Origin of the sequence: Delftia sp. K82, assembly GCF_002193035.1 — a bacterium.
GTDB classification, from domain to species: Bacteria; Pseudomonadota; Gammaproteobacteria; order Burkholderiales; family Burkholderiaceae_C; genus Comamonas; species Comamonas acidovorans.
On sequence record NZ_MYFL01000003.1, the window covers coordinates 1092287 to 1113980 of the forward strand.

22 protein-coding genes are annotated in these 21694 nt (G+C 62.3%); 12 read left to right on the forward strand and 10 right to left on the reverse strand.

The window, feature by feature from the left end:
- The first annotated feature begins 94 nt into the window (after positions 1-94).
- From KDK82_RS21745 to KDK82_RS21770, 6 genes are all read left to right on the forward strand, one after another.
- Complete coding sequence (locus KDK82_RS21745) at positions 95-1657, forward strand: Do family serine endopeptidase (protein WP_088166167.1); 1563 nt, start codon at positions 95-97, stop codon at positions 1655-1657.
- Positions 1658-1965: 308 nt separating this feature from the next.
- The gene (locus tag KDK82_RS21750) at positions 1966-3483 is read left to right on the forward strand and encodes an ATP-binding cassette domain-containing protein (protein WP_088166168.1); all 1518 of its coding nucleotides are present in this window, start codon (positions 1966-1968) and stop codon (positions 3481-3483) included.
- Positions 3484-3519: 36 nt separating this feature from the next.
- On the forward strand, positions 3520-3924 hold the full coding sequence (locus KDK82_RS21755; protein ID WP_012203525.1) for a hypothetical protein: 405 nt from the start codon (positions 3520-3522) through the stop codon (positions 3922-3924).
- Between the two features lie 60 nt (positions 3925-3984).
- Positions 3985-4659: a response regulator transcription factor gene (locus KDK82_RS21760; RefSeq protein ID WP_034390638.1), complete on the forward strand. Its 675-nt coding sequence runs from the start codon at positions 3985-3987 to the stop codon at positions 4657-4659.
- Positions 4656-6128, forward strand: a complete 1473-nt coding sequence (locus KDK82_RS21765) for an ATP-binding protein (protein ID WP_088166169.1) — start codon at positions 4656-4658, stop codon at positions 6126-6128. Before KDK82_RS21760 ends, KDK82_RS21765 begins: the two co-directional genes overlap by 4 nt.
- A 170-nt stretch (positions 6129-6298) precedes the next feature.
- Positions 6299-7330, forward strand: coding sequence for a diguanylate cyclase (locus tag KDK82_RS21770; protein ID WP_088166170.1), 1032 nt, complete (start codon positions 6299-6301; stop codon positions 7328-7330).
- A gap of 95 nt (positions 7331-7425) precedes the next feature.
- Here the strand turns inward: KDK82_RS21770 and KDK82_RS21775 are convergent, their stop codons facing one another.
- The gene (locus KDK82_RS21775; RefSeq protein WP_088166171.1) at positions 7426-9033 is read right to left on the reverse strand and encodes a methyl-accepting chemotaxis protein; all 1608 of its coding nucleotides are present in this window, start codon (positions 9031-9033) and stop codon (positions 7426-7428) included.
- 476 nt (positions 9034-9509) lie between these two features.
- Between KDK82_RS21775 and KDK82_RS21780 the strand changes: the two genes are divergently transcribed.
- Positions 9510-10043, forward strand: coding sequence for a DUF2939 domain-containing protein (locus KDK82_RS21780; RefSeq protein WP_088166172.1), 534 nt, complete (start codon positions 9510-9512; stop codon positions 10041-10043).
- A gap of 33 nt (positions 10044-10076) precedes the next feature.
- On the opposite strand, the gene KDK82_RS21785 is transcribed toward KDK82_RS21780, so the two are convergent.
- From KDK82_RS21785 to KDK82_RS21795, 3 genes are all read right to left on the reverse strand, one after another.
- Positions 10077-10301, reverse strand: coding sequence for a hypothetical protein (locus KDK82_RS21785; protein WP_016453212.1), 225 nt, complete (start codon positions 10299-10301; stop codon positions 10077-10079).
- Between the two features lie 21 nt (positions 10302-10322).
- Complete coding sequence (yfcF, locus tag KDK82_RS21790; RefSeq protein WP_088166173.1) at positions 10323-10946, reverse strand: glutathione transferase; 624 nt, start codon at positions 10944-10946, stop codon at positions 10323-10325.
- 79 nt (positions 10947-11025) lie between these two features.
- Positions 11026-11706 (reverse strand): hypothetical protein, encoded by a 681-nt coding sequence (locus tag KDK82_RS21795; protein WP_088166174.1) that lies wholly within the window; start codon positions 11704-11706, stop codon positions 11026-11028.
- 223 nt (positions 11707-11929) lie between these two features.
- Here KDK82_RS21795 and KDK82_RS21800 point away from each other — a divergent pair, with 223 nt between their 5' ends.
- Positions 11930-12382, forward strand: a complete 453-nt coding sequence (locus KDK82_RS21800) for a helix-turn-helix domain-containing protein (RefSeq protein WP_223275114.1) — start codon at positions 11930-11932, stop codon at positions 12380-12382.
- Between the two features lie 19 nt (positions 12383-12401).
- Here KDK82_RS21800 and KDK82_RS21805 read toward each other — a convergent pair whose 3' ends face one another.
- Together KDK82_RS21805 and KDK82_RS21810 are read right to left on the reverse strand one after the other, a co-directional pair.
- The gene (locus tag KDK82_RS21805) at positions 12402-13160 is read right to left on the reverse strand and encodes a DUF2182 domain-containing protein (protein WP_088166175.1); all 759 of its coding nucleotides are present in this window, start codon (positions 13158-13160) and stop codon (positions 12402-12404) included.
- Positions 13161-13169: 9 nt separating this feature from the next.
- The gene (locus tag KDK82_RS21810; protein ID WP_088166360.1) at positions 13170-14651 is read right to left on the reverse strand and encodes a tyrosinase family protein; all 1482 of its coding nucleotides are present in this window, start codon (positions 14649-14651) and stop codon (positions 13170-13172) included.
- 556 nt (positions 14652-15207) lie between these two features.
- On the opposite strand from KDK82_RS21810, the gene KDK82_RS21815 reads away from it, so the two are divergent.
- Genes KDK82_RS21815 through KDK82_RS21825 form a run of 3 tightly spaced genes read left to right on the forward strand, consistent with a single transcriptional unit; the run spans position 15208 to position 17897 of the window.
- Positions 15208-16407 (forward strand): site-specific integrase, encoded by a 1200-nt coding sequence (locus KDK82_RS21815; protein ID WP_179217958.1) that lies wholly within the window; start codon positions 15208-15210, stop codon positions 16405-16407.
- Positions 16379-17044, forward strand: a complete 666-nt coding sequence (locus KDK82_RS21820) for a PIN domain-containing protein (RefSeq protein ID WP_088166177.1) — start codon at positions 16379-16381, stop codon at positions 17042-17044. Before KDK82_RS21815 ends, KDK82_RS21820 begins: the two co-directional genes overlap by 29 nt.
- A 13-nt stretch (positions 17045-17057) precedes the next feature.
- Complete coding sequence (locus KDK82_RS21825) at positions 17058-17897, forward strand: abortive infection family protein (RefSeq protein WP_088166178.1); 840 nt, start codon at positions 17058-17060, stop codon at positions 17895-17897.
- A 51-nt stretch (positions 17898-17948) separates the two neighbouring features.
- Here the strand turns inward: KDK82_RS21825 and KDK82_RS21830 are convergent, their stop codons facing one another.
- The 3 genes from KDK82_RS21830 to KDK82_RS32210 all read right to left on the reverse strand — a co-directional run bounded on the left by KDK82_RS21830 (position 17949) and on the right by KDK82_RS32210 (position 19519).
- A complete protein-coding gene (locus KDK82_RS21830) occupies positions 17949-18317 on the reverse strand; it encodes a hypothetical protein (protein WP_143343503.1) in 369 nt (122 codons plus the stop codon).
- Between the two features lie 17 nt (positions 18318-18334).
- Positions 18335-19033 carry a hypothetical protein gene (locus KDK82_RS21835; protein ID WP_088166180.1) on the reverse strand — a complete coding sequence of 233 codons (699 nt, stop codon included), beginning with the start codon at positions 19031-19033 and terminating at the stop codon, positions 18335-18337.
- A gap of 102 nt (positions 19034-19135) precedes the next feature.
- A complete protein-coding gene (locus KDK82_RS32210) occupies positions 19136-19519 on the reverse strand; it encodes a hypothetical protein (protein WP_143343504.1) in 384 nt (127 codons plus the stop codon).
- Positions 19520-19627: 108 nt separating this feature from the next.
- Here KDK82_RS32210 and KDK82_RS21840 point away from each other — a divergent pair.
- A protein-coding gene (locus tag KDK82_RS21840) for an IS3 family transposase (protein ID WP_088165044.1) occupies positions 19628-20811 on the forward strand; the annotation gives its coding sequence in 2 pieces (ribosomal slippage) (positions 19628-19919 and positions 19919-20811; 1185 coding nt in all).
- Between the two features lie 27 nt (positions 20812-20838).
- On the opposite strand, the gene KDK82_RS21845 is transcribed toward KDK82_RS21840, so the two are convergent.
- Positions 20839-21675 carry a hypothetical protein gene (locus KDK82_RS21845; protein WP_088166181.1) on the reverse strand — a complete coding sequence of 279 codons (837 nt, stop codon included), beginning with the start codon at positions 21673-21675 and terminating at the stop codon, positions 20839-20841.
- Between the last annotated feature and the right edge of the window lie 19 nt (positions 21676-21694).

A 21694-nucleotide genomic window follows, 5' to 3' on the forward strand; every position in this document is an offset into this window, starting at 1 on the left:
ATGCACGGCGAGGGTTCTAAGCCTCGCCTAAGTCTGCCCCTTCAGACTTCTCCCCAACGCAGCAAGGAACGCTGCTTTTGAGGAAAGGTCTGCGATGAACAAGATTCTGTCCACTCCCCGCCGTCTGGTGCTGGCCCTGGTGGCCGCAGGTGCCATCGGCGCCCTGGGCGCCACGGGCGCCGGTCTGGTTGGTGTGGTGCATGGCGATGCGCGTGCCGCCACGTCGCTGTTTGCGCCCGCAGCACAGCCTGCTTCTACCGCTTCTCCAGCTTCTCCCGCCACCGCCGTGGTGGCGCCCAACTTTGCCGACATCACGGCGCGCAACGGCGCGGCCGTGGTCAATATCAGCGTGGTCGGCAGCTCGCGTGCCATGGGCGAGGATGGCGACGAGGCCGCTGCACGGCAGGGCCAGGGCCAAGGTCAGGGCCTGCAGGGCATGGACCCCAACGATCCGTTCTTTGAATTCTTCCGCCGCTTCGGCGTGCCCGGCATGCCTGGCATGGGCCAGGGCCAGCCCCAGCGCGATGTGCCCACGCGCGGCGAAGGCTCGGGCTTCATCGTCTCCAGCGACGGCCTGATCCTGACCAACGCCCATGTGGTGCGCGGCGCCAAGGAAGTGACCGTCAAGCTGACCGACCGGCGCGAGTTCAGCGCCAAGGTGCTGGGTGCCGATCCCAAGACCGACGTGGCCGTGCTGCGCATCGAGGCGAAGAACCTGCCCACCGTATCGCTGGGCAAGACGGCCGATCTGCGCGTGGGCGACTGGGTGCTGGCCATCGGCTCGCCCTTCGGCTTCGAGAGCAGCGTGACGGCCGGCGTGGTCAGCGCCAAGGGCCGCACACTGCCTGACGACTCCTTTGTGCCCTTCCTGCAGACCGACGTGGCCATCAACCCCGGCAACTCGGGCGGCCCGCTGTTCAATGCGCGCGGCGAGGTGGTGGGCATCAATAGCCAGATCTACTCGCGCTCGGGCGGCTACCAGGGCGTGTCCTTCGCCATTCCCATCGAGGTGGCCACGCGCGTGCAGCAGCAGATCGTGGCCACGGGCAAGGTGCAGCATGCGCGGCTGGGCGTGGCCGTGCAGGAGGTGAACCAGGCCTTTGCCGATTCCTTCAAGCTCGACCGTCCCGAAGGCGCCCTGGTGTCCAGCGTGGACAAGAGCGGCCCCGCCGCCAAGGCGGGCCTGGAGCCCGGCGACGTGGTGCGCAAGATCGATGGCCAGCCCATCGTGGGCTCGGGCGATCTGCCGGCCTTTGTGGGCCAGGCGCTGCCGGGCCAGAAGGTCACGCTGGAGATATGGCGCAACGGCGAGGCCCGCACGCTCAGCGCCGTGCTGGGCGATGCCAGCGACAAGGCCGCCAAGGTGGCCAAGGACAAGCCCGACGCCGGCAAGGGCAAGCTGGGCCTGGCCCTGCGCCCGCTGCAGCCCGAGGAAAAGCAGCAGATCGGCGTGAAGGACGGCCTGGTTGTGGCCGACGCCGCAGGCCCGGCGGCCGAGGCCGGCATCACGCAGGGCGATGTGCTGCTGTCCATCAATGGCACGCCTGCCGGTGATATCGAGGCCGTGCGTGCCGCCATGGCCAAGGCCGGCAAGACCGTGGCCGTGCTGATCTGGCGCGATGGCAACAGGATCTTTGTCCCCGTACGTCTCGGGTAAGTGAAAGGAGGTAAGGGACCAGAAGCATCCACACACTTGATTGATCGCACGGCCCCGGCGTGAATGCGCCGGGGCTATCGCTTTGGGAAAACCCAGAGAAAAATGCCAGCGGTCCAAGGATCGGTATGCCAATGTGATGGTTGTATCGTGTGAAATAACGCCCGTTTGCGTTAGTAATGTTTCTTTTTGTGACGGATTGATGTAAGGGAAACCGCTTAGACTGCCGGCCCATCGAGGCGTGCGCTGACCGTCTTGATTCACGGAATACGGCCCCTGGGGGCGCAACGCATCACAGGAAAGGCACGGCTTTGAATCAGGACTACAGCTTGCAGGTGGCGGGTTTGGGCGCATCGTTCGGTGCGCGCGTCATCCTGGCTGAGGTGGACTTCGCACTGCCCGCCCGGGGCGTCACCGTTCTGCTGGGGCCTTCGGGATCGGGCAAATCCACCCTGCTGCGCACGCTGGCCGATCTCAATGCCGCCAATCCGCGTTTTCGCCGCTGGGGCAGCACGCGCTACGCGGGCCAGCCATGGAGCAGCGGCATGCAGGCGCCGCGCCTGGTGCAGCAGCAGGCCAGGCTGATGATGGCCAGCACCTTCGATGCCATCGTGGAGCTGGCGCGCCCCCGTCTCAAGCTGGTGCCGCATGAGCTGCGCGACTGGTGCCGCGCCCAGGTGCAGGCCTTTGGCTTCCCCGAGCTGGGATTGATGCTGGACCAGCCCGCGCTGGAGCTGTCTGCCGTGCAGCAGCGGGCCGTGGCCATCCTGCGCGAGGCGCTGGCCGAGCCGGCGCTGCTGATGGTGGACGAGCCCACGGCCGAGCTGGAGGGCTACGAGGCCTTCGTGCTGCTGGAACTGCTGCGCCAGGTGGGTCAGCGCACCGCCGTGCTGATGAGCACGCACCAGCAGCAGCACGCACAGGCCGTGGCGCAGGACATGCTGCTGCTGGCCGGCGGTCGCATCGCCGAGGCGCAATCCATGGAAGCCTTTCAGCGTGCGCCGCTGTCGCTGGCGGGCCAGCAGTTCTTGCGCACCGGCAGCTGTGCCGTGGCTTCTCCCGATGCGCGGGCCGAAGACCTGGAGGAGGGCGTGCCCCTGCCTCCTCCGCTGCCTGCAGCGGCCGTGGCCGCGATCTCCGAATTTCTGTCGGATGCAGTGGCCGCCGAGCCTGCATCCGAGCCCATGCCTGCACCTGAGCCCGTGCCCGTGCCTGCATCCATGCCTGCGCCGGTACCCGCACCCGCACCGACACCGACACCGACACCCGCTGCCGCTGCCCGCCCACGCGCCGTCAATCCCGCCGTGCTGGTGGACTGGCAGCCGCTGGCCGCCGACCCGCAGGCCGTGCCCGCCAGCCGCGGCCCCAACGGTTTTGCCTGGCTGGTGCCGGGCCGGCTGGCCGGTGCGCCGCAGCCCGGCGTGGTGCAGTCCATGGACTTTGACCTGAAGGCCCTGCGCGGCTGCGGCGTCACCGTGCTGATCACGCTGACCGAAAACGACCTGCCGCAAGAGCCGCTGCAGCAGCACGGCCTGCGCAACCTGCACCTGCCGGTGCGCGACCACGAATCACCCACGGTGGCCCAGATCCAGATGCTGCTGGCGCGCATGTCGGCCATGCTGCGCGCGGGCGAGGTGCTGGCCGTGCACTGCCTGGCCGGCCTGGGCCGCACGGGCACGGTGCTGGCCGCATGGCTGGTGCGCGAGGGCCTCACCGCCGACGAGGCGCTGCGCCGCGTGCGCCTCATCGACGCCCAGTACGTGCAGTCCCAGGCCCAGGAGGACCTGCTCTACGCGTACGAAGTGGCACTGCTGCTGAAGATGGGCTGACCGATCACATCCATTCACAAAAAAAGGAAAGCTGCAATGAGCCTGGATAACGTTTTGAGCGAGGTGGCCGGGTCCGTGCCCGAGTGCCTGGCCATCGGCTACGTGGATGCCGCCTCCGGCATGCTGCTGGCCATCCGCACGGTGGACTCGCATCCGCGCGAAGTCATCGACCTGGTGGCCGCGGCCACGGCCGACCTGTTCAACGGCCCCAATGTCTCGATGATCGAGAGCCTGTTCAAGAAGTCGCGCGGCCTCAAGGACGACGGCCACCACTACTTCCAGGAGCTCATCGTCAACAGCGACAACCTCATCCACGTCTTCCTGCGCGGCAAGCTCATGCCCGACTACGTGGCCGTCTTCGTCTGCCGCCGCACCGCCAATCTGGGCATGGCCTTGACCAAGGCCCGCATGGCCATGCCTAAGATTGAAGCGGCGGTGTAGCCGCCGCTCACCCCCTGAGTCGCCAACTGAGCCAGCCTTCCAGGGAGCTATTCTTCAACCATGCGCTTACTGCTTGTTGAAGATGACGCAATGATCGGCGAGGCCGTGCAGACCCTGCTGCGCGGCGAGGGCCATGCGGTGGACTGGGTCCGTGACGGCCTGCAGGCCGATGCGGCCCTGTGCCCCGGCCCGGGTGGCGGCCATGGCTATGACATGGTGCTGCTGGACCTGGGCCTGCCGGGGCAGGATGGCCTGCAGGTGCTGCGCCGCCTGCGCGGGCGCCGCGACCGCACGCCGGTGCTGGTGGCCACGGCGCGCGATGCCGTGCGCGACCGCATTGCCGGGCTGGATGCGGGGGCCGATGACTACGTGGTCAAGCCCTATGACCTGGACGAGCTGCTCGCGCGCCTGCGCGCGCTGGCGCGGCGTGCCTCTGGCGGGTCCGACCCGCTGTACGAGCGCGAGGGCGTGCGGCTCAATCCCGCCACGCGCGAGGCCAGTGTCGATGGCCGCGACGTGGTGCTCTCCGGCCGCGAATGGGCGGTGCTGGAGACGCTGCTGGCACGCCCGGGCAGCACGCTGTCGCGCCAGCAGATCGAGGACAAGCTCTACGGCTGGGGCGACGAGGTCAGCAGCAACGCCATCGAGGTCTACATCCATGGTCTGCGCAAGAAGCTGGGCGCGGGGCTGATTCTCAATGTGCGCGGTGTGGGCTACATGGTGCCCAAGCCATGACGGCGCCGGCTTCCTCCCTTGTTTCCTCCCTTATCACCCGGGCGCGCAGCCGCCTGCCCGGTGCACTGGGCACGCGGCTGCTCCTGTTCCTGGGGGCGGCCATCGTGCTCACGGCGCTGCTGCAGGGCCTGCTGGCCTACCGCAATGCGCTGCTGCAGACCGACACCCTGTTCGACTACCAGATGCAGCAGACCGCCTTTGCGCTGCGCGCCGGCCTGCCGGTGGATGCGCGCGGCAGGCCCCAGGGCACGCCGCCCGAGGATGAGAACCACGAATTCATCGTCCAGGTCTGGACCAACGAAGGCCTGCGTATTTTTGAATCCGCCCTGGGCGCCGCGCTGCCGCAGATGGCCGTGCTGGGCTTTGCCGACGTGCCCGCGCGCGGCACCGTCTACCGCGTGTTCTCGCTGCAGACGCGCTCGCAGGTGATCCAGGTGGCGCAGGACATGCGCGTGCGCCGCACCCTGGCGCGCGATGCCGCCTGGCAGAGCCTGCTGCCCATTGCCCTGCTGGCGCCCGTGCTGGCGCTGGCCGTGTGGTGGGTGGTGCGCAGTTCGCTGGCGCCCGTGCAGCGCGTGCGCCGCGAACTGGCCACGCGCCGCCCGCAGGACCTGGCCCCCGTGCCTGCCGAGGGCCTGCCCGACGAGGTGCGGCCCCTGGTGGCCGAGCTCAACGCGCTGCTGCAGCGCGTGGGCCAGGCCTTCGAGGCGCAGCAGCACTTCGTGGCCGATGCCGCGCACGAGCTGCGCTCTCCGCTGGCCGCGCTCAAGCTGCAACTGGTGGCCTTGCAGCGCGCGCCCGATGCGGCCGCGCATGACGAGGCCGTGCAGCGTCTTTCGGCCGGCATAGACCGGGCCACACGGCTCGTCGAACAATTGTTGACATTGGCGCGGCAGGAAGCCCAAGGCACGGTACAAGGCACGGCACAAGGCGTGCAAGGCATGCAGGGGCAGCACGGCGCTGCCGCGGCCGCACCTGCGGACGTTGACCTGCGCGAGGTGGTGGAGCAGGCCCTGGCAGACCAGGCCGTGGCGGCCCAGCAGCATGGCCTGGACATGGGCCTGAGCGAGTCCCCGCAACTGCGGCAGTCCTTTGCCGTGGCGGGCGACGCACAGTCCTTGCAGATGCTGGTGCGCAACCTGCTGGACAACGCCGTCAAGTACGTTCCGCAAGGCGGCCGCGTCGATGTCGGCTGGCGCAGCGATGCCCAGGGCCGCGCGCTGGTGGTCGAGGACTCGGGCCCCGGCATTGCCGAAAGCGAGCGCGAACTGGTGCTGCGGCGCTTTGTGCGTGGGCCCTCTGCGGCTTCAGCGGCTTCTGCGGGCCAGCAGGCGCAGGGCAGCGGCCTGGGCCTGGCCATCGTGCAGACCATTGCCGAGCGGCATGGCGCACGCCTGCTGCTGGACCGCTCGCCCACGCTGGGCGGCCTGCGCGTGCAGGTGATGTGGCCGCCTGTGTCGGGCCGCTGACAGCGGCGCGTGGCGCGCAGGCCTATCGGCGTGTAGCGCGCGGCGGGAATGCTTCCCGCCTGCGTCCGGCCGGGTCACAATCCCCAAATTGGTGCCGGCCCGCCTGCCTTGCCATTCCCTCAGCAGGCGCGCGGGCAGTCTGCATCCGTAGTTATTTCGAGAGGTATTTCATGGAGTCCCTTGTCCAGCGCCTGTCCCAGTCCGTGACCCAGGCGCATTCGTTGGAAGAGTTGACGCGGCCCCTGCTGCAAATGCTCGAAGAGAGCACGCAGCTGGAGTCCACCTATCTCACCACCATCAACGAAGAACAGGGCCAGCAGCGCGTGCTGTACGCGCGCAACGCCAGCGAGATGCAGATTCCCGAGGGCCTGGTCGTTCCCTGGGGCGACACGCTGTGCAAGCGCGCCCTGGACGAAGGCCGCATGTACACGCCCGATGTGGGCGACTGCTGGGGAGATTCCGAGGCCGCGCGTGAACTGGGCATACGCACCTACGCCAGCGCGCCCGTGCGTTTTTCGGATGGCCAGCTCTACGGCACGCTGTGCGCGGCCAGCAAGTCCTCGCAGGCCCTGAGCAGCGAGGCCGAAGGCATGCTGCGCCTGTTCGCCAACCTGATTGCCGAGCGCGTGGAGCGCGAGCAGCTCATCGCCAGCCTGAACCGGACCAACCGGGAGCTGGCGGCGCTGGCCTTGCTGGACCCGCTGACCGGCCTGCCCAACCGGCGCTGCCTCACCGACGAGCTGGGCCGGCTTATTGCGCGCTGCGCACGCAGCCAGGAATGCGTGGTGGTCGGCTTCATCGACCTGGACCGCTTCAAGAACGTCAACGACGAGTACGGCCACGAGGCCGGCGACGCGCTGCTGCGTGCCATGGGCGAACGCCTGTCCGCCCACCTGCGCAGCGCCGACATGCTGGCTCGCTTTGGCGGGGACGAGTTCGTCTTCATCGGCGTGGGGCCCTTGTTCGGCAGCGAGGCCGATGCCGTGGCGCGTGAACTGCAGCAGCGCCTGTCGGATGCCTCGGCCTTCCAGGTCGATCTGCCCGATGGCAAGACGCTGGACTACGGCGGCGCCAGCGTGGGCGTGGTCTGCCTGCGGCCGGACTCCATTGACGCCGACGACGCGCTGCAAAAGGCCGATGCGGCCATGTACCGCGTCAAGATGGCGCGCAGCCGCGAAGCCAGGGGCAACGCGCTGCATTGAGCCAGCCGCAGGCCTGGCCCGGCGGCCAAGACCTGTTGCTGCCTTGCTCCGGCCTGTCTCGCTGCTTCTCGCGCGCGCTCTTTTTTCTTTCCGTCTCAGCCTGCTGCCAGCATGGGCTGCCTGCGCTGCAGCTCCACGGCGGCATGCTGATGGCTGCTTGCCGCCTCCAGCTTGAAGGCGCCCACCGTGCGCACCAGGTCGCCGGCCTGGCCGCGCAGGCTGGAGGCGGCGGCGGCCATCTCCTCCACCAGTGCCGAGTTCTGCTGGGTGGCCTGGTCCATCTGCGTGACCGCCTGGCCGATCTGCGCCACGCCCGAGCTTTGCTCGGAACTGGCGGCGCTGATCTCGCCCATCAGATCCGTCACGCGGCGTATGGCATCCACCACCTCGGCCATGGTCGTGCCGGCCTGGTCGGCCAGCGCGCTGCCGTTGTGCACGCGGCTGGCGCTGTCGGTGATCAGTTGCTTGATCTGCTTGGCGGCCTCGGCACTGCGGCTGGCCAGGCCGCGCACCTCGGTGGCCACCACGGCAAAGCCCCGGCCCTGCTCGCCCGCACGCGCGGCTTCCACGGCCGCGTTCAGCGCCAGGATATTGGTCTGGAAGGCAATGCCGTCGATCACATTGATGATGTCGGCGATCTGCCGGCTGGAATCACTGATGCCGCGCATGGTGTCCACCACCTGCCGCACGACCTCGCCGCCCTGCTCGGCCACAGTGGAGGCGCCCAGCGCCAGCTGGTTGGCCATCTGCGCGTTGTCGGCGTTCTGGCGCACGGTGGAGCTGAGCTGCTCCATGGAGGCGGCCGTCTGCTGCAGCGCGCTGGCCTGGCTTTCGGTGCGCGAGGACAGGTCCTGGTTGGCCTGCGCGATCTGCCCGCTGGCCGCTGCCACGCTGACCGATCCCTGGTGCACCTGGCGCACCACGCCACGCAGCCCCTCCTGCATGGTCTGCAGCGCGCGCAGCAGCATGGACACCTCGTCCTTGCCGCGCACATCGATGTGCCGTGTCAGGTCACCCGCCGCCACGGCATCGGCCGTATGGATGGCCAGGCGCAGCGACCGCGCCATGTTGCGGATGATGGACCAGCCCAGCAGCACCCCGAGCAGCACGCCCGCGATGATGGAGCCCACGGCCACGGCAAAGATCATCTGGTACAGCGATTGCGCGGCCTCGTACTCCTCCTTGGCGACGCGGGTCTGCAGGGCGGTCAGCTGCACGATCACATCACGCAGCGGCGCGTACAGCGCCTCGTCCTTGTCGATCAGCAGTTGCCGGGCCAGCGCCAGGTCCCCGGACTGCAGCGCCTGCTGGGCCGGCTTCAGAAAGCCCTGCAGGAACAGCGCGCGCACGGCCTCGAAGCGGTCGGCCAGCTGCGCCTCTTGCTCCGTCATCCGGGTCTGGCGGAACGAGGTCCAGAACTTGTTCACGTCGTTGATGTTGGTCTGTATCTCCTGCTGCTTTTGCTGCGTGTACTCGGGCAGGTGCACGGCAATGGCGCCCGAGACCGCATTGCGGTTGCGCAGTAGCAGGCGCTGCACTTCCAGCAGATCGCCCAGTGCGACCAGGCGCTCTTCATAGACCACCTTGAATCGGCGGTTGGACTCGCTGATTCCATATAGCCCAAAAGCGCCGATCACGATCATGAGCAGTGAGAGAAAACCAATCAAGGCGGTCAGGCGAGTCGATAACTTGAAATTATTCATACTGCGTCCTTTGCATGCATTGCGGATGGTTGGTGGGTACTTGCGTTGTCAGGCCGCCCCGTGATGACTCGCATCTCTCATAACGGAATCGGTAATGAAAATGAGATTTCATTAACGGAAAATGCCCGGTCTGCACAAATGCTCACAGGCATCCGGAAACGGCGATGCTGGTTTGCCGATGGCCTGCGTGGCCAATGGCGATCCATGTTGTATTGGTTTGTAAACTATTTGTTACAAACTATAGTATGAATCGAATGGGCCAGGCAATACCAGTTTTTCAGGCATTGGCCTTGGCCTGATAGGGGTTCTCTGCGTATTGCTTCGCTATTGTTTCGCTATGAAAAATACAGGCGGCAACGGCCCTGGCAGTGGCTGCGGCGCCGAACGGCCCGCCTAGAATCCGCCTTTATGCGCTGTGCATGCGCGTTCATGCGCGCTTGCGCGAGGCCCCTGGCCTGCCTTCACGAAAGAGATCCATGAAACCCAAAACCCTTGCCCGCGCGCTGGCCGCCCTCTGCGTGGCTGCGGCCGGACTGCTCTACGCATCGCCCTACATCGCCCTGCACCAGATCGGCAAGGCCGTGGAGCGCCGCGATGCCCAGGCCCTGTCCGGCTACGTGGACTTTCCCGCGCTGCGCGAAAGCATCAAGGGCCAGATGATGGCCAGGCTGCAGTCCCAGATGGGCGGCTCGGGCGACAGCTCGTCCAACCCCCTGGCCGGCTTTGGCCAGCAACTGGCCCAGGGCCTGGTCAGCCAGTTCACCGAGGCGCTGGTCTCGCCCGACGGCGTCATGCTCATGCTGGAAAAAGGCAAGCCCGGCAAACCTACGGACGTGGCCGCCGCAGGCGTGGGCGTGGACACCCAGGGCGGGCCGCCGCGCAAGGACTACTCCGTGGAGTACCAGGGCTGGTCCAAGGTCTTCGTGCACCCGCGCGGCGAGCCGGGCGGCTTCATCTTCAGGCGAGAAGGCCTGATGGGATGGCGGCTGGTGGCCGTGAAGATGGATTGAGGGGCGCGGGCAGGCCGCCAGCACCCTGGCGCCTCAGCCTTGATGCAGCACCTTCATCACATGGCGCTTGCCCAGCCGCAGCGCGCGGGCATCGGCCTCTGGCTGCGTATCGCAGGGCTGGTCATCGGTGATGGCCTCCAGGGCCTTGCCGCTGGCCACCTCCAGCAAGGTGGCGCGCGGCAGCCAGGCGCCTGGCGAGGCATCGCTGGGCAGTGATGCGGGCGTGATCCGCACGCCCATGTAGAGAAGGCTGTCCATGGCCTGGCGTATCCGTTCGGATCAGCCTGCCAGGGGCGGGCGGGGCAGGGCCAGCCACTGCTGGACGGCGGGGTGCTCCCACTGCCGGCGCGCATAGGCGGCCAGCGGCGCGGGCACGGCATCGCCGTTGAGCACCAGGCGGTTGAGCATCAGCGCCAGGTCCACATCGGCAATCGACCATGGGCCGGCAATGTGGTCATCTTCCGCGCGGATGAAGGCACCGGCCACCGAGAACAGCTTGCGCGCCGCGGCCTGGCCCGCATCCGACAGCGGCGTGGGCGTGGGGCGGTAGAACACCACTTCGGTGCTGCGCTCCGAGCGCAGTGCCATCAGATCGCTGCGCAGCCAGGCCTGGACCTGGCGCACACGGGCGCGCGCCTGCGCATCCTGGGGGTAGAGCGGGGCGCCGCCAAAGCGCTCTTGCAGATACTCGGAAATCGCCGACGACTCCGACAGGCTGAAGTCGCCATCCACCAGCGTGGGAACGCGCGCAGTGAGCGATGCAGCCACATAGTCCGCCCCGATGTTCTGTCCCGCCGAAAGGTCCAGCGTGCGCAGCTCGAAGTCAATCCCCTTGACCTTCAGCGCAACGAATACGGACATGGCATAGGGAGAGGCGAATTGCGAATCGGCGTAAAGCAGCATGGGGGCCTTTCGGGAGACTGCATCAGTGATTGGGGCACTGATGGTAGCCGAGCAGCCCGGGCGCATCGGCCATGATCGGTCATGCGCTGTCCGGGGGATCGCCGCAGATGCGGCCCATGCAGCCTTCAAAGACATCGCGCACGTCACGAAGGGTCTGCGAGCCCCATTCATCACGGTGCTCGCCATGCAGGGCGGCTGCCACGTAAACGATCTCCGACAACTGCGAGATGCGTGCCGCCATGCCGTGCGCCACGATATGGCTCTCCGTGTTCTGGTGGTCGCCCATTTGCATCAGCACCTGCGCCAACTGCTGGACCTCGTAGTTGGCCTCGCGGGCCAGTTCGCGCCACTGCGATGGCGTTGCGCCGGTGTCTAGCCTGGCTTGCAATTCATACAGCGTGGTGCGCGGAAACACGATCCCGTCCACCGGCGTCTCTGATATCTGCGCCAGAGCCTGGGCCGCTTCTGCCAGCAGGCGAGTGCGTGGGCCGGACTCCGCATCGCCGGGCACCAGCCGCGCCGAATTGATGCAGGCGGCCACATCAAACGCCGTGTTCTGCAGATCGCACGTCGAGCCGGGCTGCGCCGCGTGGCGTGCCACATCGCTGGCAATGCGCAGCAGGCGGTCGGATTCCCCGCTGTGCCGGTGCTTCTCGTCGGTCATCGCGGCCTGCTTGAGTGCTTCAGCGGCCTGCAGGAACAGCGCGCGGTCCGCCTTGGCGAGCTTCTTGCGCGATGGTTTTGCGGCAGCGTGCTTCATGGACCTCCTTCGAGCAACGTACAGGGCGCAGCAAAGGAGCCGCCTGAGTGGTCAGGTAGTATTTGGCGCTAGTAGTGACAACGCTCCATAGATTATCAAACAAAAATTTGATCGTCAATAGTTTATATAAAAAATGTTTGACTTCTCTGCGCGCCTGACGGAGGAAAGGAATAGGCTCGGCCTCAGTCAGGAGGCGTTTGGCGCTATCGCGGGAGTGTCAAAGATGTCTCAGCTCAACTATGAGAAGGGCGTCAGAAAGCCAGATGCGGGTTACCTCATGGCGGTTGCCGAGCAGGGAGTGGACGTCGCCTACCTGCTGACAGGTCAACGTTTGTTTGACCCGAACGCCATCCAGCATGAGCGCCCTGAACCCACCCTCGCCGCCCGCCTGCAACAGGAGCGCCAGCGCCTGAACCTCAGCGAAGCCGAACTCGCACGCAAGGCCGGCCAAGCCAAACAGGTCCTGCAGCAATTCGAGTCCGGCGCCCTCGTCCCCGACGCCACGGCGCTGCAGCAACTGCACCTTGCCGGCGTCGATATCGGCTACGTGCTGCTGTCCCTGCGCTCCCATGCGCCCGACGCCGATGTGCAGGCACTGCTGGCGCATTACGGCAAGGCGACGGACGCTGGGCGTGCGCTGGTGCGAGGGGTGGCGGAGCTGGCCGGGCGGGGGTGAGGCTCGCCCTCCACAAGGTTCAGTGTCTTGTCGCCCGGCCCAGCGACGTGCGCGGCTTGCCGTGCAGAAGGCGCCGCAGGACATAGGGCAGGCGCCAGGCAGGCCGCAGCGATGGGCCGGTGCGCTCCACAAAGAGCAAAACGGCTGCAACAGCCATGGCCGGCAGGTGCCAGGCCGCGGGAAAGGCGAAGGGCGCCAGCATCCACGGCCAGCATGCCGTGGCGCATGCCACGCCGGTTCGCAGTCCGTGCTGCAGGCTGTCCCGGTTGGCCGTGGGGCCGCTGGCGGCCACGGGGTACAGCCTGTGGCAGGCATTGTGGGCGCGCGTTCCTGCGGGCGATGAACTCCACAGGACCGCCACGGCAATGCAGGCAAGAATGAGCGCGGGATGCGCTGCTGCGTGCAAGACGGCGGCAAGCGGCACCATGACCAGCCCGGCCGCCATCCACACCAGCGCATAGCCCGCAAGCAGCAGGCCCGCCGCCAGCAGGCGCCGGCGGGCCACGCTCGATCGCATGGCGTGGCGCACCTGCCGCAGTGCCAGCAGCGGCATCATGGCCAGAACCATGGCCAGCCATGCCACACCGAGGATGCCGAGCGTGTGCCCGTCCAGAACCAGCGGCGACAGGTCGGCCAGCGTGACCGAGGACAGCGAGCCGCACAGCGACAGGCCGGGCGTGGCAGGCGGGCTGATGGCCAGGCTGATGAAGCCTGCCCCCGACACGGCCATCAGTGCTGGCGCGGGAGCGGTCCGCAGGTCTCTCAGCAGCGCGTCCATACGCGGGCCTTAGCGGGTGGCGTCCTGTGCGACCACGCTCACGCGGTCCACGGTGATTTCGCGCCCGGGATCGGCTTCGGGCTGTTCGATGGCCACGTTCAACTGGTCCAGACTGCCGCCTGCGTCCAGGATGGCCTGCGTGGCATCGGTGATGTCGATGGTGGCACCCAGTCCGTTGCCTCCATGCGGTCCATCGCTGGCCGAGGCTTTGGCCAATCCGAACAGCGCCACGGTGTCGGCATGCCGTGCCGCCGCTCCGGGCGAGCCGATGGATACCGTCAGCACGCCGCTGGGCGCATTGCCGCGAATGCCTTCCAGGTGAAGAAAGTAGCGCTGTGGCCGCGGCAGCGCGGCGCCTGCCTGCAGCAACTCGACCTTCGCTGCACCGGGGTCCGCGATCGATACGGTGGTCAGCTGCGGCGTGCGGCCCACGATGACCCGCTCCGCATTGGAGCCCAGTACACGCGGCGCGGGCGGCGGTACCGTCGAGAATTCTGCGGGCATGTCGATCTCCTGCGGTGTGAGGCCTGCCGTGCTGGCGGTGAGCGCGGTGGCGCCCGTGCCGCTGGTCAGATTGTCATAGTCAGGGACGAGCGCACCGCCCGGCAGGGTTTCACCCGGATCATAGGAGGCCAGCTTTCCGTCGGTGTCCGGCATGACGAAGCCGCGGCCGGCAGGGCCGTTGCTCCAGGCGGCGCTGTTGTCCTGGATGTTGCCGGGCTGGGTCAGCCAGGCGGCCCAAAGCCGGTCCACATTGCAATGGTGCACCCAGAAAATCGGGTCCAGGGCGGCATAGTCGGGGTCTGACATGAATCCATAGGGCTCCTGCAGTCCGCCGACCATGATGTGAACCAGATTGTGCGGATTGGATTCAATGGCGCCAGTGTCGCTGCCGTCATGGGAAAAGGCGGTGATGCCTCCGCCGTATTCCAAGGTGCCGGGAGCGCTGGTGAAGCGGTGGTAGTCCTGGCAACCCAGCGTGATATCACGGGGAATGTCAGGCGTTGGTCCCAGGCGCTTTGACCCATTGCGCCTGGCCTTGGCCAGGAAATTGGGAGAACCATCCGGCAATTTCTCTTCCAGGAACGCCTGGGGTATGTTGCGTGCGGCCTGATTGCTGGAATTCAGGTAGTTCCAATAGGGAAGCGCCCAGTCCGCAGGGCCGCCAAGCTCCTTGACGGTCTTCGCCACAATGGCTTCGAATGCGGCGAGATAGCCGCGATGCCAGGGAAGAAAGTACCAGGTGCCATGCTGGCATTGGTCCCGCATCTCCTCGGTTTCGGAGGTGGGCGGCAAAGGGTCCTTGGCCGAAAGCACGCCGGCACTGATCCAGCCACTCTTGTTGATGCCATGAATGGCGGCAAGATATCTCCAGCTGGTCCTGTCCGTAATGGGGAGAGAGTAAAGATGCCCCACGGCCTTGGAATACCAGATCAGCGTTTCATTCCAGACAGTTCCACCTTGATTGACATCACGACGAATTCCAGTCATTGCGTTCTCCTCCATGAAAGTTGGAGACTGGAGTGTATGAAGGCGGATTGGGTTTTGCAAGATATTGTTTCTTTTTATTGGGTTTGTCTGAGTGGGGTTTCTTGATATTGAGAGTGCGTTTTCCATTGCGGATGCCGCAATGGTTGGGAATTGATTGATTTCAGGTATTGACCAATGACGTGTGTTGGTCTAATTGACTGGATTTGTGTTTTCGCAATGGAGACTGGATTTCCGTTTTCTTACATGGAATCGTCACGGATGGACTGAGAAACAGCAGAAGACGGCAGGCCTGGACCCCGCCGGGCAACAAAAAACCCGCATGCCGGTGAGCATGCGGGTTTGTGATGTCCTGAGCGTCTTCACGACGTCCGGTTGGTCCCTCCGACAGGAATCGAACCTGTATCTGGCGCTTAGGAGGGAACCAACGTAAGTTTAGAAATCCCTTTGGTGACCTGTACTTAGTGGCGATTATCGCGTTAGCATACCTCAAATGTTCCAAATTTGTTCCAAGTGCCAACGTGGTGACTGGAAGGGACTGAACTGGAGAGAGGTAGCGATGGCAGGCAAGTTGATCACAGAGCGGGTGGGCGTGAATGGGGATGTGTCGTTCCTCGTTCGCATCCGTGAGGCTGGCGTAGCAGTCAGCAAGACCTTCAAAGCCAAGAAGGAAGCCGAGAAGTTCATCCGTGAGGTCAAGACCAAGTTGGACCGTGGCGAGTCTGTGGACATTGCCAAGGTGAAGAAGATGACCCTTGGTGCCATCTTTGACGACTACTTGAAGCACAACACGGTGGCGAAGGGGAAGCTCTACACCCTGAACAAGCTCAAGCTGGAGATCGGCGCTGTGCCTCTTCAGAACTTCAAGGCTGGCACCTTTGCCGTCTATCTGAAGACCAAGCTGGAACAGCCCATTCCTGACCAGAAGAAAAAGAAGAAAGATCACCCCTTGTTCAAAGCGAACATGGTCAAGGATGAAGCTTCTGGGGAGATGGTCAAAAAGACCTATGCAGAAGGCACTGTCCGGAAAATTTACTATGTGATTAAGAATGCTTTAGAGTGGCATTCGAAACACATGGACTACACGTTTGACAGCAAGCCTTTTGATGACAATCCGCCCCCTAAAGCATGGAAGCCGCGTGATCGGATTCTGGAGGTAGGTGAGCTTGATAGGTTGCTATCGGCCACAGACAAGATGTATGTGAAGCAGGAAGAATGGAAGTGTTTTATTCTTTGGCAGTATTACTCTTGCATGCGGGTTGGGGAGAGCTTGCTCATGAAGTGGAGCGATGTCCATATCAATGAAGAAAAGCCGCAACTGTCCTATATCTTCGTTCCCAAAGAGAACACGAAGATCGCAGATAAGAAAAATGCGGAAGACCGTAAAGTTCCTTTGAGGCCCGAATTCTTTCACTTCATCAAAAATAGGTTGATGAAGTTGAAAAAGGAAAAGCAAAAGCTTGTGTTTGGCGACTACTGGACCAGTAGCTCAACCCTTGGAAATAGATTCAAGGTCATCTGCAAAAATGCGGAAGTGGAGAACTTCAAGATCCATGATTTGAGGCATTGTGCAGTCAGTTGGTATTTCATCAACACTAGCTTGACAGACATTGAGATCAGCAAGATTTCAGGTCACATTGAACTTGAAACCTTGAAGCGGTATGCCACTTTGAGGCATAGTGATATCGGTGTGAAGCTGTGGGCAAATGCCGCTGTTGAAAGCAAGAAAAATGACGAACAAGAAGCTGTTGCTGGTTGATCTGGAGAACAAGCACAAGGTAGACCTGTCTCCGTTGGATGAGAGCTTCAGGGCCATCATCTTCGTGGGGGCCAACCAGAATCCTCCCAAAGCTTCCAAGACGCCAGCCACGGCCCACAGGTTCAGCCGTGTGGACTTCCTGAAGATCTCAGGCGCTGGCAAGAATGCTCTGGACTTCCACATTGCCTTTGAACTGGGCCGGACCTTTGAGGCAGCACCTGACACCGAGTGCTTCGTGCTCAGTGGCGACAAAGGCTTTGATCCCCTGCTGAACCACCTGAACAACAACGGCATGAGCTGCCGCAGAGTGGAGAGCATTGCTGAACTGGTGCCGGTCAATGTCGTGCCCTTGGTGGCGCATGACCAAGTGGTGTGTCCGTTCTGTAAGAAGGCCAGCACGATTGAGCATCATGGTGGGCATTGGTGCAGCAACTGCGGTAGGTTTGCCACTCCACCCGATCCCAAGCTTCTTCCGTCCAACCAGAAGGGCTATAGAGAGCCTGAACGGTATGCCTACGAGGACAACACCCACTATGGAATGTGTGGTTGGTGCCACCAGCGAACCGACCTAACGGGAGGTATCTACGATGACGGGGAATGGATGTGCGGCGGCTGTATAGCAAGATATGCGCGTTGACGCGGGGGTATGAATGAAGCTGTCTGATTACTCAACACAGAGGGTAGGCGAGTTCATAGCTGGTGATGCTGATGGCTGGCCTTATAGGACTGGCCCAAAACTTGTCGCTTACTTCAACAAGCTTGGCTTTCGTGAAGTCTATGGACAAGGGTTTCCGAGTCGTGCCACCTTCGCCAAAGAAAAGGTCGCAGAGCTCAATGGCAAGCCCAAGCTAAAAGATGCATTGCGGGAATTGCTCGATCCAAGGCTGTGGCTTGGGGTCAGCAATGGCACTGTTGAAGGGTGTGCCGAACAGGTCAATGAGATCCTTCGTTATGACGGCTACGAAGTAGTTCGGGATGGCAACTTCTACAAGGTGCGTGAGCTTTCGGGTGCTGTCATTGAGGTTGAAAACCGATTTGCGGAGTCCGAAGAGTTGAGCGAACTTCTCATCGAAGAGCAGATCCAGAAGTGCCGTGAAAAGATTGAAAGCGGGGACTACTCTGGAGCGATCACGAACGCCAGAAGTTTGATTGAAGCCGTCTGCACGAAGATTGAGGCTGACCTTGATCCCAATGCTTTAGGCAACGATGGCGACTTGGTAAAACTCTTCAATCGGGTGCGAAAGCTGCTTAACCTTGACCCAAGCAGGCAGGACATCAACGAGTCTTTGAAGCAGGTTCTTTCGGGCCTCTCTAATATCATTAATGGTTTGGCAGCAATGCGCAACAAGATGTCTGATGCGCACGGAGTCGCTTACAAACCAAGTCGGCATCATGCGAAGCTTGCGGTGAATGCTGCAAAAACTCTTGCCGATTTCTTGTTTGATACAATGAGTTATCAAATAGAAAAGGGTGGGCTGAAGAAGAGGTAGATTCAGTTAAATTTAACTATTAAATAGAAAAAGCACCCGATTGGGTGCTTTTTATTTGATTGATCTACTGGCGTTTCGTGCCTCGATTGACTTCCAGCACTTGGCCCAATTCCAGATAAGTTGATTGCCTTCGCGTTCCGCTATGGCGATGAGTAGGTCAACGTCCAAACCTCTGCGGACTTGGTTAGCAACAACCATTAGTTGATCGTTGCGCACGGCTGCTACAACGAACGACTCCCCGGTCATATCTAGTCCGAATTGTTCTAGGTAGTAGATACGATCCAAATCGCCATCGATGATTGCTTTGAACATCTCGTCCATTGTGTTGCCGTGCTCGTCAACAAGATCCATGACCTTACCAATATTTCCAAGTGGCACGTTCCTATCCATTTCTTCTTCTATTTCTTTGAGTGATCTCATTTTGTCTCCTGTGGTTGTTAGATTTTTGGTTTCTTGATCTTGGTAGCGGATGCTTTCGGAATCAGCTTTTGCTCTAACCTTTGATTGACTGAAAGATTACTCAGTTCGCTATCAAGCTGCTTTTCATGGAGTAGGTTCATGATGTACAGGTCAATGTATTGAAGTGCCTGCTGAACATTGCTCATCATGAATCCAGGTGCTTGGCTGAAGTAGTCGTAGTTAGTGATGTCACCGATCCAATGCTTCACAGAAATCTTGCCCAATCTCTGGTTGCGCATGGCTCTCTCTTGAGGTGACATATCTGCAGTCAGGGGATTGATCGCTATGAAAGCTTCGCGCACGAAGTCTTTCAACGGGCCCTCTTGGAATTGGTAGGTGTTCACCAAAGATTGGTAGTCTTCCCCGAAATATTCTTTGGTCAGGTAGTTCGTATTGAAGTGCTCCAGCATGAGCTGAAATGTTGAGGTGTCAACATTCTTCTTGAGATACGCCGTGATCTCTTTCTTGAGATATTTGTAGGCGGTATCGTCTGCTAGCTTCCAATCCCAAAAACCATCCTTGGTTTTCTTCTGGATAACTAGGTCTTCTTGCGCAGTGACTTTCAAAAACAGCGAGGCTAGGCGATTGGGTGAAAAGCCTGTGGCGTGATGTATGAGTGCCAGCTTTGGTGTATTGGTCTTGATAAGTCTGTAAGCATTGTTCTTCTTCTTAATCATTAAAAAATTCTCCTGCTGTACATCTAGCAGAAGAATTGCTGTTGTCAAGTTAAGTTCATATGAATTTAACTGTGTGATCAAAAGAAAAGCACCCGAAGGTGCTTATGTAATTTTTGGCTGTGGTGTGCTCTTGTCTTGAAGCTTCTTCTTTTCAATCTCAAGATTTAAGGCTGATAGCTTTTGCTCCAAGGCCATGATCTGAGTCCTGATCTGGGAAGCTCTTCTTCCTTTGGCTCCAGCCAGCATGAGAAGAAGGCTGTGGTACTGCATGGACAAGCTGCCGATCTGCGCTTCTAGGCTACCGACAGCACCACCAGTGCCACCGGGCACACTCGCTGCGATCTCATGGTCGTCCTTGCTACGGGCCGCGTGGTGTGGAAGGTGAGAAGCTGCGCTTTTGGCGGCTGGGGCAGATTGCTCTTTCAGCGTGTCTAGGTGGGCCTGTAACTCTGCTCGGCCTTCCTTAATAGGCACCGGTTTGACCATCTGATCCAGCTCGTCCTTGCGGCGTGCTACGTGGTGTGGGAGGTTTGACCCTGCCTCGATTTCACGTACAGCAAGAAGTTGATAACTTCAGAGGTACGGAGAATCGAAATGAAAGAAGGCAAGCTGCCCAAGCGGCAGTACACACAGGAATTCAAGGCTGAGGCCGTCAGACTCGCGGCGTCAGTCGGCGGACACGAGGCAGCACGTCGCCTGGGCGTGCCGGTGGCAACGTTGGGCAACTGGTCCAGGCGAGGTGTCGCAGCGAGCGGCGGCAGTGGCGCGGCTGTGCCGCCCACCGAGGCGCCTGCGCGCCGCCCCGTGAGTGAACTGGAGGCGGAGAACAGCCGCCTGCGCAGAGAACTGGCCGACGCGAAGCTGGATGTGGAAGTCCTTCGAAAAGCGACGGCGTACTTCGCCAGGGGGTCGCGATGAAGTACGCCTGGATCGACGAGCATCGCGACCAATACACCGTCAGTCGGCTTTGCCGCGTGCTGCAGGTGTCTCGCAGCGGCTACTGCCAATGGCGCGTGCGCCCGCCCAGTCCCAACACGCTGGCCAACCAGGCTCTGGACGCCAAGGTGGCGGCCATCCACGATGCCAGCCGTCGAAGCTATGGCCGCCCTCGGATCGTTCACAAGCTGCGCCAGCAGGGAGAGGTCGTCAGCGCCGAGCGAGTGCGAAAGAGCCTGCGGCGCCAGGGCCTGCGCCCGGTGTACAGAAAGCCGTTCGTGACGACCACCGACTCGGCGCACCGTTTGCCGGTGGCGCCGAATCTGCTGGATCGGCGCTTTGATGGTTGGCAGAGCGACCAGGCGTGGGTGGCGGACATCACGTACGTGCCCACCTGCGAGGGCTGGCTGTACCTGGCCGCCGTGCTGGACCTGGCCAGTCGGCGCATCGTCGGCTGGTCGATGTCCGAGACCATCGACGCCACGCTGGTGTGCTCCGCTTTGAAGTCGGCATGGTGGCTGCGCAAACCTGCCAAGGGGCTGCTGGTCCACACCGACCGCGGGTCGCAGTATGCCGGCGGGCGCTACCGGGCACTGGCCGCCGAGCTGGGCATCACGATGTCCATGAGCAGGAAGGCCAATGCCTGGGACAACGCGCCGATGGAGAGCTTCTTCAAGACGCTGAAGGTCGAGCGCATCCATCAGGTACGCTACGACACGCGAGCGCAGGCCAGGCTGGACATAGTCGATTGGATCGAGGGCTGGTACAACCGCCAGCGCCTGCACTCGGCCAACGGCTTCCTGCCCCCAGTGACCTGGGAGAACGCTCGTTTGGCTGCATGACTTGGTGTACGTGGAAACGAGGCAGGGTCAGTTGGCTGTAGGTAGCCTTTTGCTGGCTCTATGGCTGCGTTTCGCACCTGGCTTGGGGGTGAGGTAGCGGCGCTGGTTGAATGCCATGCGTGCCGCTATGCCGGCGATCAGCTTCTCTCGCTGGTCCTGGGCCTCTGTAGGGGTCAAGAACTTCGGAATCTTGGACTGGTGGTGCTCGGCTACGAGTGCGGCGTAGTCGCTTCCCTTGGCAAACAGTGCCCCCTTCAGGCGAGTGTTCTTGTTCGCACTAGGCAGACGCACCGTGATGAAGTCTGTGCCTACAGCGGGCACGTCCACGCCGTGGTGTTTCAGGTAGCCAATGAGTTGGTTGCGATCCTGGATGAAGCCACCCACGATCTCTGTGTGGAGCACCTTGGCGAAGTCGTCTTTGGCCTTCTTGTCCTTCTTCCCATTGGGAGACTTTGCTTCAAAGGGCTTGAGGCTGATCTTGAGAGGATCGGGCACCACCTGCGCGAATCCGAAGGTGTCGTTCATGACGGCGCTGAACGCATTGAAGAACTGGATGTTCTTCTCACCCGGTGGATGAATATTTAGTTGCTGAGTGCAGACCAATTCAGTGTTGGCGACAAGGAAATGCAGTTCAACGTTTCCTTTTTCGCGGTGCATCACCCAAAAGTCTGCGAAGTTCTCATCCACCTTCAGGCCAGGCAGAAACGTCGCACGGAATGTCTCGATGAGGGTGGTGACCTGGTCGGCTGTGATCGTTTCCTGGTCACGAAAAGCTATGACCCCAGAGGTGTACTTGTGCTGCCTTTTGGTGGCGTTGGCGATTGCTGTGAAGGTGTCTGGATCGCCAAACAGGATCTCAGGCATGACAGCGCGCTTCTTGCCA